Raw genomic sequence first — 10,701 nt, forward strand, 5'->3', positions numbered from 1 at the left:
TATAATGGCTAAGTTTTTTTAAACGACTCCGCGAAAATCCCTTCAGCTTCGAGTTTTCTAGACCCTTGCGTCAAATAAATGTTGGATACGCGAGTGCGGCATGGATGCCGCACGTTGCCCATCCTTGCGCTGCATTTTAAAGCAGTGCTTAAAACTGGCTCAGGATGCCGTGTATGGGCAACAAAAGACTTTTGCCGACTTTGGGTCTTTCCAAAGTCGGGACTTGCCTGCGCAAAGGCATCTAAATTTCTAAAGGAAAAATGAGGCAGTGCAAGCGCTATTGTTAATTTCTGAAAATAGTTAATGCGGCTAAAACCTCGTGAAATCATCTTTTATAGGAAATTATTCGTAATACAGACTTTAGAATTTAGCTGTATTAGTTGCAGTAGCCTCTCCGATGTTATTCGCAGCCGATGATTGCTGCGCTTTTAGCAGCAGCTGAGCCACAATTTTCTAAAACTGCCGGTTTAAATCCTGAGGTATTGAATTTTAAGTGATTAGATTTATAGTGATGAACAGGGAATATTCAAATGATAAGAAAATCTTATATTAAGCATTGCGATTGGCGGTGAATCTGATGAAATTTATGGAAAATCTGCACAGTGACAATTTCTTTGACAGTTTTTTAAGCCTGACGGCAGCTTTTATACTGGGGGGCTTAATTGGCTTTGAACGCCAGTACCGGCAGCGTACAGCAGGCTTAAGAACAAATGTTTTAGTGGCTTTGGGTGCGGCAATTTTTGTGGATATTGCGATTACCTTGCACGGCACCGATGGCGCAGTCCGTGTGATTGCCTATGTGGTGTCAGGCATCGGCTTTTTAGGCGCAGGCGTGATTATGCGGGAGGAAGGAAATATACAGGGGCTGAATACAGCTGCGACTTTATGGTGCTCCGCCGCGGTTGGGGCCGCCGCCGGCGCTGATTTAATTATTGAAGCATTCCTTGCCACAGGATTTATTCTGGCTGCGAATACGCTGCTGCGTCCAATTGGTCATGCGATTGACCGCTGGCCCTTAGATGATGATGCGGAAGTCCTCAATGTGATTTATATCATCTGCGGCCGCCAGTTCAGCAAAGAGGTCATGGATAAGTTGCATGAATTGCTGGCTTTATACAACTATCCGCCGCAGGATGTAGATGTCGAGCCTTTTGGCGAAGAGGACGTGGAAATTGCAGCGGCCTTAATTGCAACCTCAATTGATTCTATTCATACCAAGGAAATCATTCAGCTGCTGAATGATATGCCCGAAGTCAGGCATGCCTATTGGGATAAAAACAGCATGGCGTGATGCGTTTGCAGCTCAGGCTAGTAGCGCCACGTTTTCAAGGCGCATCCAGACACTGCGGTATTTTCTGAAATTTCTAAAATCTGCGCTTCATGCTCGCGCCAGTCGCCGAGGACAATTCTCGGCTTGCCATGCACGTCATGAATTTTCGGGCGGTGGGTATGGCCGTGAATCAGTAAATCAGCATTGCTTAATGCGACTTTAACGGCATCTTGATTAACATCCATCACTTCGTAGCTTTTGACCTGATTGGCTTCACGGCTTTTTTTGCGGAAGCCGCTGGCAAGCTTCTGGCGGAAGCTGAGAGGGGTTTTCTTTAACAGGCCTAAAAGCAGCGGATTGCGGATAACTTTGCGGAATTTTTGGTAAGAAACATCATCGGTGCAGAGCAAGTCGCCGTGTTCAAGGCGGATCTTTAAGCTGGCAATGCTTAAGGTTTCAACATCACTCAGCAATATGCCATTGAATTTTTTTAGAAATTTCTGACCGAGGGCAAAGTCGCGGTTGCCTGCTAAAAAGTAAACCTGGCAGCCGGCATCTGTAAACTGCTTTAATGCGCTAATCACTTCATCCAGCCAAGGAGCAGAGTAGTCATCGCCAATCCAGGCATTGAACCAGTCGCCTAAAATATACAGCTGGGTGTTTTTATCTTGATAATGGCGCAATAAATCTAAAAACCCCCGGACAAGCCGAGGGTGATCTGGTGACAAATGTAAATCAGCGATAAACAGATAGGTCACAGAATTATCCACTTTAACTTAATCTCCCTAAATCCCTCTTTAAAAAGAGGGACTTTCCTCCCTTTTCTAAAGGGAGGTTAGGAGGGATTCTTACTCAGAAATGATTTTAGCAGATTCAATCACAACGTTTTCTAAAGGAACATCAGCGTGGTAGCCGCGGTTGCCGGTACGGACGCCTTTAATTTCATTAACGATGTCTAAGCCTTCAGTGACTTTGCCGAATACAGCGTAGCCCCAGCCTTGCGCTGTTTTGCCAGAGTGGTTCAGGAATGCATTGTTGCCCACGTTAATGAAGAATTGAGCAGATGCAGAATGCGGCGCTTGAGTGCGCGCCATTGCAATGGTGCCTAAATCATTTTTTAGGCCGTTGTCTGCTTCATTTTCAATCGCATCGCGTGTAGCTTTTTCTTTGAAGTTTTCATCCATGCCGCCGCCTTGGATCATGAAGCCGTCGATCACGCGGTGGAAAATTACGCCGTCATAGAAACCGTCACGAACGTATTCTAAGAAGTTAGCAACAGTAATTGGCGCTTTTTCACTGTTAAGTTCAAGAACAATACGACCTTTATTGGTGTTTAATTCGACTTGAGGAAAACTCATTGTGTAATCTCCTAATCATGGACATCAAAGCCATGGGTTTTTTGGTTGTGAGAAGCATAAGCAAACTGTAAACTACAAGGCAAGCAAAAACGCTATTTTCTTTGTTAAAAAGGTCAAATAGCGTTTAAAGGGCTGTTAATTATTCATAATCCAACAGCGTTCTAAGCTAAAATTAAGCCGCTTAGACAAGCCCCATTTATCCTGAATTTTTTTGCATAAAAGTGATTTTAGAACTATGAAGCCGAATGATGTTGTTTCAACACTGCCTAAAAACCCGACACCAAGTAACAATGCCCCTGTCGATGCTGCGCAGCAAGAACAACAGCCGGGCTTAGACTTTGTGCGCCAAGTCATTACTGAAGATTTGGCGGCTGGCCGTACACAAAAAGTGGTGACGCGTTTCCCGCCGGAGCCGAATGGCTATCTGCATATTGGTCACGTTAAGGCAATCTGCCTGAACTTTGGCATCGCCAATGAATTTGACGGCTTATGCAACCTGCGTTTTGACGACACAAACCCGGATGCGGAAGAGCAGGAATATGTCGATGGCATTGCCAATGATGTGAAATGGCTGGGCTTCAGCTGGAATGGCGAACCGCGCTATGCATCCAGCTATTTTGACCAGCTGCATGCCTGGGCGATTCAATTGATTAAGCAGGGCGATGCCTATGTCGATTTGCAGACGCCTGAAGAAATCCGCCTGAACCGCGGCAACTTTATTGAGCCGGGCAAAAACTCGCCGCACCGCAATACCTCTATAGAAGAAAACCTTGCGCGCTTTGAAAAAATGAATAATGGCGGTTTTGGCGAAGGTGAAGCTGTGCTTCGCGCTAAAATTGATATGGCGTCTCCAAACGTGCATATGCGTGATCCGATCCTGTACCGCGTGCTGCATTCTGAGCATCACCAGACCGGTGATAAATGGAAGATGTATCCAATGTATGACTATGCGCATCCGCTGTCAGACGCCATTGAAGGCATTACGCATTCTTTATGCACGCTGGAATTTCAGGATCACCGTCCATTCTATGACTGGGTGGTTGAAAAAGTTCATTCGCCAGCTGTGCCGCGCCAGTACGAATCCAGCCGTTTAAATATTGACTACACCATTACTTCTAAGCGCAAACTGCGCAAATTGGTTGAAGGCAATCATGTCAATGGCTGGGATGATCCGCGCATGCCAACCGTAGTCGGCATGCGCCGCCGCGGTTTTACGCCTGAAGGCCTGCGTGATTTCTGCAAGCGTGTCGGCGTATCTAAATCTGACGGCATTGTCGATGTGGCAATGCTGGAATACTGCATCCGCCAGTCATTGGAAAACACCGCAGCCCGCGGCATGGCTGTGCTGAATCCGCTGAAAGTGACTTTAACCAACTTGCCTGAAGCGATGGATCTGGCGCATGCGCGCCATCCAAACGTAGACATGGGCGAGCGGGTGATTCCTTTAACCTCTGAAATCTACATTGACCGCAAGGACTTTGAAGAAGTTGCGCCGAAAGGCTTTAAGCGCCTGATTCCGGATGGCGAAGTGCGCCTGCGCCATGCTTATGTCATTAAGTGTAATGAAGTGGTTAAAGATGCCAGCGGTGAAGTGGTTGAGCTGAAATGTTCAATCGACCCTGAAACTTTAGGCAAAAACCCTGAAGGCCGTAAAGTTAAAGGTGTAATTCACTGGGTGTCTGCGGAAAAAGGCATTGCTGCTGAAGTGCGCATTTACGACCGCTTATTCACTGAGTCTGACCCGGAAGTGGGCGATGACTTCCTGGCGAACTTGAACCCTGAATCATTGCAAGTGCTTCAGGCGGTCATTGAGCCGGCCTTGGCGCAAGCGCAGCCGGAAGACCGCTTCCAGTTTGAGCGTGAAGGTTACTTTGTTGCAGACCAGTACGACCATACGGCAGAAAAACCGGTATTCAACCGCATTTTAGACTTGAAAGACAGCTTTAAGCCGGGCAAATAAAGCCGGCTGAAGCATTGCCTGCTTAATTCAGCAAAATATTGGCATTCAAGCCGAATGCCGTTATGCTGAATTGGGCGCTGAAAGCTCAACTCCGGTTGGGCTTTTTTATGCATATTTAATAAGGGGCCTGCCGTGATTATTCGAGATAAAACCAATAGTTTTGCACTGCTGTTCGCTTGGCGCGGCACTATTCTGCCTAAAGTTTTTCCTGCGCTGATGGTGGTGGTGCTGATTTCAGCGGCGCTGGTGTATATGGCTGCGCGCCACTATGTTTCGGTGCCTGAGGTTCCGGCTATTGGCTTTACCATTTTCGGGGTGATTCTGTCGATCTTCCTGAGCTTTAGGAACACGGCCTGCTATGACCGCTGGTGGGAAGGGCGCAAGCTGTGGGGCGCTTTAATTGCGGATACGCGGCATATCATCCGTGATACGCATGTGCTGGAGGCTGAGCCGCGCCAAGTGATGATGTACCGCGTGATGCTGTTTACGCACCTGCTGCGCGACCGCCTGCGCAAGAAGGCTTATCCTTTTGATCAGTACCGGCCGCATGTGCAGCTGACGGACCAGCAGTGGCAGACTTTGCCGGGGCATATGAATGCGCCGCAGTATCTGCTGGAAATCGTGCAGAAAGATTTGGCCGGCTTGTATAAGCAGGGCCAGATCACTGACATTATCTACAGCGCATTGACCAAGCACACCGTTGCGCTTGGCGATATTCATGCCGGCTGTGACCGGATTTCCTCTACACCGCTGCCATTTTCCTATTCGGTGCTGCTGCACCGCGCCGTGTATTCATTCTGCTTTATTCTGCCGTTCAGCTTGGCGTCCAGCTTAGGCATTTGGACGCCGGTGATTGTCGCGCTGATCGCCTATCTATTTTTAGGCCTGGATGCGCTCAGCGCAGAACTGGAAGAGCCGTTTGGCGTGCAGGAAAATGATTTGGCCTTAGATTCGATTGTGCGCAATATTGAGCGGGAAATGCTGTGCTCATTGGGTGCGGAATTGCCACCGTTGATTGCTGCGCATAAAGGCAACCTTCTCTAAGGCTAAGGCTGGACTCAGCGTCAAAAAGCAATTCCTGCACCGTAGCTCGCGCTGGCTTTTTTTCAGCAATCAGGAAGGGTTCTTGGTGTCCTGCTCACTGAACAGCGGATAGCCGGCCAGGCGCTGCTTGGCTTTATCCCTGAGCTTCTTTTTAATATACAGGGCCAAAGCAAAGCTGGTGGTGGTCACGGTGAGGAAGATGCTGTTCATAAAGCTCATAGCGGAGCTGACATAGCCTATGGTTGTCAGCCGGTTCATCATGCGGAAGACCTGCGGGCTACTTTCAAACCCGGTAATGGCCCATGTGCATAGATGCTCGCAATTATTGATAATCAGATGATAGTTGTTCTCATGCATGCGGGAACGCATCCGGCGGACAGCCTTGCGCCCGGTAAATTTAGGCGATGCGTAATGCTGGATGATAAATTGTTTGCCGCGGCAGAAATTCTGCAAAGAGGTGATTTCAATCGGATGCTTTTTAAATAGATGAGCAAATCCGGAGTAATGAATTACTCGGCCTCGTCCTGCATAAATTCCATGGTGGCTATAAGCGAAATGCTTAATGATTAAATGCGCCCCTAAAGGAATCCGTGGTCTCTGCTGCTGCATGTATACGTTAACCAATAAAGTTACAAATGTATTTTTATAGCCTAGTGTACTGCGTTTCTGTGAATTAATCGACTGTTTGGCCGCTGCCGCTGCGGTGATCTATGCAAAGCCTTGCTGCCCATCCTTGCGCTGCATTTTAAAGCAGCGCTTAAAACAGGCTCAGGGCGCCGTGTATAGTCAGCAAAAGACGTTTTTCCGGTTTTTATGAGCAGTGAATCTTTCCAAAGCAGAGTTTCGCCTGCGCAAAGCGCATTCAAACTTTTCAAGGAAAAATGAGGCAGTGCGAGCGCTAAAGCTTAAGCGCATAAATTTTCTGCCTTTCGGCTGAAATGCTTAACCGCAGCATACAGTTTTCAGCGCTCCGCCATATTCAGGAAAGTGCTTTGCATTGTGCAGGCCTTAATGGCTTCTTCCTTAGACAGGCCCTTAATATTGTCTTCGAACTCTTTTTTATGAATTTTAATCTGATCAGCCGGCATGCCCATCTTTTTAGACAGCTTTTCCATTTTTTCCCAAGATTCGGCGCATTCTTTGGGAACTTGGCTGCAGGCGCTTAATGTTAATGTAAAGATGAATGCTGCCCCTGAAGTTAATAAAATTTTGTTCATTTTCTTGCCTTTAATTATTGAATCATGATGCTGAGATTTTGATTGATCTTCAGCATAGCGGAAATGCTGCTGCTTAAAAATATAAAATACTGTTTTTATTATAAAAAAAGGCATTCAGTTGTCCGAATGCCTTTTTATCTGCTATTGAAGCGGCAGATGCTGAAGTTCATTCAGCTCTCTGCGGCTGTAGCCCCGAGATACGAGAATTTTCTTAATGCCGATAATGACATCTTCATCAGTCGCCTTCGCCAGCGCTTGGAGAAGCTGTTCATTGGTTTTACAAGAGCAATCATTTTCAACGCAAGCAATTTGGTTTTTATGCTCGTTTTCCTGTTCATTTGAGAACAGTTTTTGCCAAAAACTCATAGAGTCTTCATCTGCAGCCTAACATAGAACGAAATATAACCAAACTGCTGAATAATGCAAGCCTGCGAAAGTGATAAAAGCATCAATCAGACTCAAATTTTTCCGATCGAATAGATGCTGATCAGTGGAATAATATGCGCCTGCGGCGCTTGCAAAAATGAAGTTGTTTATTTTCAATTGCTCGTCTTAGGGTAAGTAAAAAGCGCCTTGCTGATCCGTTAATGAATTTTGCAATGAAATCTTTAAGGTTTTTTGGCCATTCAAAGCGGAGTTTTAGCATTTTAAAGACTACCGTTCTGCCTCGCGCTGTAAACAAAACAATATTTTGTTTTTGCAGCTTCGCCTTGCGCTTCGAGCAAAAGCAGTGCTTTTATTTGAAGCTGCTTCGCCTTGCACTGCAAACAAAGCAGTGCTTTGTTTTTGTTCAGGTTGCGGATGACGCTTCTGCGTATCACGCAATATCTAGAATTTAAAAAAGAAAAAGCCAGCCAATTTAGCAATTGACTGGCTTTGGTGTGAAATTCAGCAGGCTGAATCAGCTTTCGGCTTCTTCTTCAACTTCGTCATCGGCGCTGTCCATGCCCAGTTCTTTCAGCTTGCGGGTCAAGGTGTTGCGGCCCCAGCCTAAAAGTTCAGCGGCGTGGCGCTTGCGTCCGCGGGTCTGCTGCAGCGCGGCGTTAATCAGCGTGCGTTCAAACATTGGCGTGGCAATGTCAAGGATCTTCATCTCGCCGTTTTTCAGCTTCTGCACGGCCCATTGGCCCAGCAGCTCATCCCAGTGGTGGCTGGAAATGCGCTCGATGCCGTTTGCTGCCTGCGCATTGTCGCCATTTTGCTGAATTGGAATCTGCTTCAGTTCTGAAGGCAGGTCTTCAGGATAAACTTCACGGCCGGTAATCATCACGGTCAGCCAGCGGCAGGTATTTTCCAGCTGGCGCACGTTGCCTTGCCAAGGCAGCTTCTGCATGTATTCCTGAGTTTCCGGGCGCAGGATTTTCGGGCTGACGCTCAGCTCTTTGCCGGCGCGCGCGAGGAAGTGCTGCGCCAGCATTGGAATGTCTTCGCTGCGGTGCGCCAGCTTAGGAATATGAATGCGGATCACGTTCAGGCGGTGATACAGGTCTTCGCGGAAGCGGCCTTCATGCACCAGCTTTTCCAAGTCCTGATGCGTTGCGGCCACAATGCGCACATCAACCTTGACGGGAATATGGCCGCCTACACGGTAGAACTCGCCATCCGCCAATACGCGCAGCAGGCGGGTCTGGGTTTCAAACGGCATATCGCCAATTTCATCCAGAAACAGCGTGCCGCCGTTGGCCTGTTCAAAACGGCCCTGGCGCTGAGTGTTGGCGCCGGTAAATGCGCCTTTTTCATGCCCGAACAGTTCGGTTTCAATCAGGTCTTTGGGGATGGCAGCCATATTCAGCGCAATAAACGGCTTGCTGCTGCGCGGCGAATGGCGGTGCAGGGCGTGCGCAACCAGTTCTTTGCCGGTGCCGGATTCGCCGTTAATCAGCACGGTAATGTGCGACTGCGACAGGCGGCCAATGGCGCGGAAAACTTCCTGCATGGCAGGAGATTCGCCAATGATTTCTGTGGACTGAATCGGCATCGCGGTTTTGGCGGATTCCTGCTGCTGCAGTTTGGTAATATGCAGAATCGCGCGGTTTACCAAAGCCAGCGCTTCATCAATATCAAACGGTTTAGGCAGATATTCAAATGCGCCAGTCTGATAGCTGGAAACAGCAGACTCCAGATCTGAATGCGCTGTCATAATAATGACAGGCAGGTCTGGATAATTGCCTTTGACTTTGCCTAAGAACGTCAGGCCATCAATGCCCGGCATGCGGATGTCGGTTAAAATGACATCCGGCGCATCGGTGCTGAGCTGATCCAGCGCGGATTGGGCTTCTTCAAAACTGGTGACATCGAAACCTTCTTCTTTGAAGGTTTTTTCCAGCACCCATCGCATGGCGCGGTCATCATCAATGACCCATATTTTATTTCGCGGCATGGTCTGACTCCCAAGGTAAATATAAGCTGAATACTGTTTTTCCGGGAACTGACTGGCATACAATCATTCCGTTATGCTGATGCATAATATTTTGCGCAATGCTTAATCCTAAGCCTGTGCCTTTGGCGCGGCCCGTCACCAGCGGATAGAATATTGATTCCAGAATGTCTTCCGGCACGCCGGGGCCATTGTCCTCTATTTCAATGCGGACGGCAGAGCGCTGCAGCACGCCATTAATGGTGACTAAGCGCTGAATGCGGGTTCTTAAAATAAGTTCCGGCTGATGCTCGCTGAAGAATTCTTTATTCTCGGTCATGGCCTGCACGGCGTTGACGCTGATGTTCAGCATGACTTGAATCAGCTGGTCGCGGTCCGCCATGACGTCGGGCAGGGACAGGTCATAGTCGCGGGTAATTTTAATTTTCTTTTTGGTTTGATTGACAATCAGCGCTCGGACGCGTTCCAGCGGCTCATGCACATTGACCGGCTCATAGCTTGGCAGCTGGCGCGAACCGAGCATGGTATCGGCTAAATTGCGCAGGCGGTCGACTTCACTGATGATAATGTCGGTAAATTCGCTGTATTTCGGGTCATTCAGGCTGCGCGCCAAAAGCTGCGTGGCGCCGCGGATGCCGCCAAGCGGGTTTTTGATTTCATGCGCAACGCCGCGGATCAGCTGGCGCGCCACTTGGTGCTGCTGAATCAGGTTTTCTTCTTTGGAGATTTTCAGCATGCGGTCAATCTGATTCAGCTCAATCAGCAGCAGCGGGTGATAGGGCTTGCCTGAATTCAGCTGCGAGGCGGTGTAATCGACATGAATGTCTTTAAAGTTGACGTTGATTGTAGCTTCGCGGCGCGTATAGTGCTGTCCAGAGAGCAGGGTGTTTTTCAGCGCTTCTTCGGTGTTGAATTCATCATCCGGCATATGCAGCAGGTTTAAAACCGGCATGCCTGAGGCGCGGAGCAGGCTGATGTCAAATAAGGCTTCACAGGCTGAGTTAAGGTAGAAAATATTCAAATCACTATCGACCAGTAAAATGGCAGTGGTTAAATTGTCAACCAGTAAGCGGTAATCGATAGTCATAGGATGATCCATTAGCGGTGCTTCCCTGTATTAAAATAGCGCAATGGCATCTGCATAAAGCGGTCTGTTTAATGTAATAAGGCCTGATATGATGCAAAATGCACGCCAACTCTTGGGAAAAGCACTCAGTTCTGATGCTGGTTAAATAAAGTGCGCTGAAAGTGGTCTTTGTTAAACGTGTATAGCCGATTCAGGGCAGCCTGTAAACAGCAAATGTTCTAAAATGGTGCAGCGGTAATTTTCTGGATGAATTTATAGCGTTATTTTAGTGCGTTATGCAAAGAGTGGCTTTGCCACCTGTTTTTATGAATCGAAAAGACATACAATACGCGGATTCTAGTGGAGCGCAGATTCATGAAGTCCCCCAAAGTCGGTTTTGTTTCTTTAG

General features: G+C 47.9%; 10 protein-coding genes. 3 read left to right on the forward strand and 7 right to left on the reverse strand.

The window, feature by feature from the left end; all coding sequences use genetic code 11:
• The first annotated feature begins 577 nt into the window (after positions 1-577).
• Positions 578-1,291, forward strand: a complete 714-nt coding sequence (locus RSA72_RS12405) for an MgtC/SapB family protein (RefSeq protein ID WP_332624755.1) — start codon at positions 578-580, stop codon at positions 1,289-1,291.
• 17 nt (positions 1,292-1,308) lie between these two features.
• Here RSA72_RS12405 and RSA72_RS12410 read toward each other — a convergent pair whose 3' ends face one another.
• Entirely contained in the window at positions 1,309-2,028 is a 720-nt protein-coding gene (locus tag RSA72_RS12410) for a UDP-2,3-diacylglucosamine diphosphatase (RefSeq protein WP_332633258.1), read from the reverse strand.
• A gap of 90 nt (positions 2,029-2,118) precedes the next feature.
• Complete coding sequence (locus tag RSA72_RS12415; protein ID WP_332633256.1) at positions 2,119-2,628, reverse strand: peptidylprolyl isomerase; 510 nt, start codon at positions 2,626-2,628, stop codon at positions 2,119-2,121.
• Between the two features lie 235 nt (positions 2,629-2,863).
• On the opposite strand from RSA72_RS12415, the gene RSA72_RS12420 reads away from it, so the two are divergent.
• Both RSA72_RS12420 and RSA72_RS12425 read left to right on the forward strand, forming a co-directional pair.
• The gene (locus tag RSA72_RS12420) at positions 2,864-4,588 is read left to right on the forward strand and encodes a glutamine--tRNA ligase/YqeY domain fusion protein (protein WP_332622572.1); all 1,725 of its coding nucleotides are present in this window, start codon (positions 2,864-2,866) and stop codon (positions 4,586-4,588) included.
• A gap of 132 nt (positions 4,589-4,720) precedes the next feature.
• Positions 4,721-5,632: a bestrophin family protein gene (locus RSA72_RS12425; protein ID WP_332622574.1), complete on the forward strand. Its 912-nt coding sequence runs from the start codon at positions 4,721-4,723 to the stop codon at positions 5,630-5,632.
• Positions 5,633-5,701: 69 nt separating this feature from the next.
• Here the strand turns inward: RSA72_RS12425 and RSA72_RS12430 are convergent, their stop codons facing one another.
• The 5 genes from RSA72_RS12430 to glnL form a co-directional block, all read right to left on the reverse strand.
• Entirely contained in the window at positions 5,702-6,241 is a 540-nt protein-coding gene (locus RSA72_RS12430; protein ID WP_332622576.1) for a lecithin retinol acyltransferase family protein, read from the reverse strand.
• A gap of 353 nt (positions 6,242-6,594) precedes the next feature.
• Positions 6,595-6,849, reverse strand: a complete 255-nt coding sequence (locus tag RSA72_RS12435; protein WP_332622578.1) for a hypothetical protein — start codon at positions 6,847-6,849, stop codon at positions 6,595-6,597.
• 141 nt (positions 6,850-6,990) lie between these two features.
• Positions 6,991-7,215, reverse strand: a complete 225-nt coding sequence (locus tag RSA72_RS12440; RefSeq protein ID WP_332622579.1) for a hypothetical protein — start codon at positions 7,213-7,215, stop codon at positions 6,991-6,993.
• A 535-nt stretch (positions 7,216-7,750) separates the two neighbouring features.
• Positions 7,751-9,229 carry a nitrogen regulation protein NR(I) gene (glnG, locus tag RSA72_RS12445; protein ID WP_332622581.1) on the reverse strand — a complete coding sequence of 493 codons (1,479 nt, stop codon included), beginning with the start codon at positions 9,227-9,229 and terminating at the stop codon, positions 7,751-7,753.
• Positions 9,216-10,325: a nitrogen regulation protein NR(II) gene (gene glnL / locus RSA72_RS12450; RefSeq protein ID WP_332622583.1), complete on the reverse strand. Its 1,110-nt coding sequence runs from the start codon at positions 10,323-10,325 to the stop codon at positions 9,216-9,218. The genes glnG and glnL overlap by 14 nt, the downstream gene beginning before the upstream one ends.
• Between the last annotated feature and the right edge of the window lie 376 nt (positions 10,326-10,701).

The organism is Acinetobacter sp. (assembly GCF_036659555.1).
Lineage (GTDB): Bacteria > Pseudomonadota > Gammaproteobacteria > Pseudomonadales > Moraxellaceae > Acinetobacter.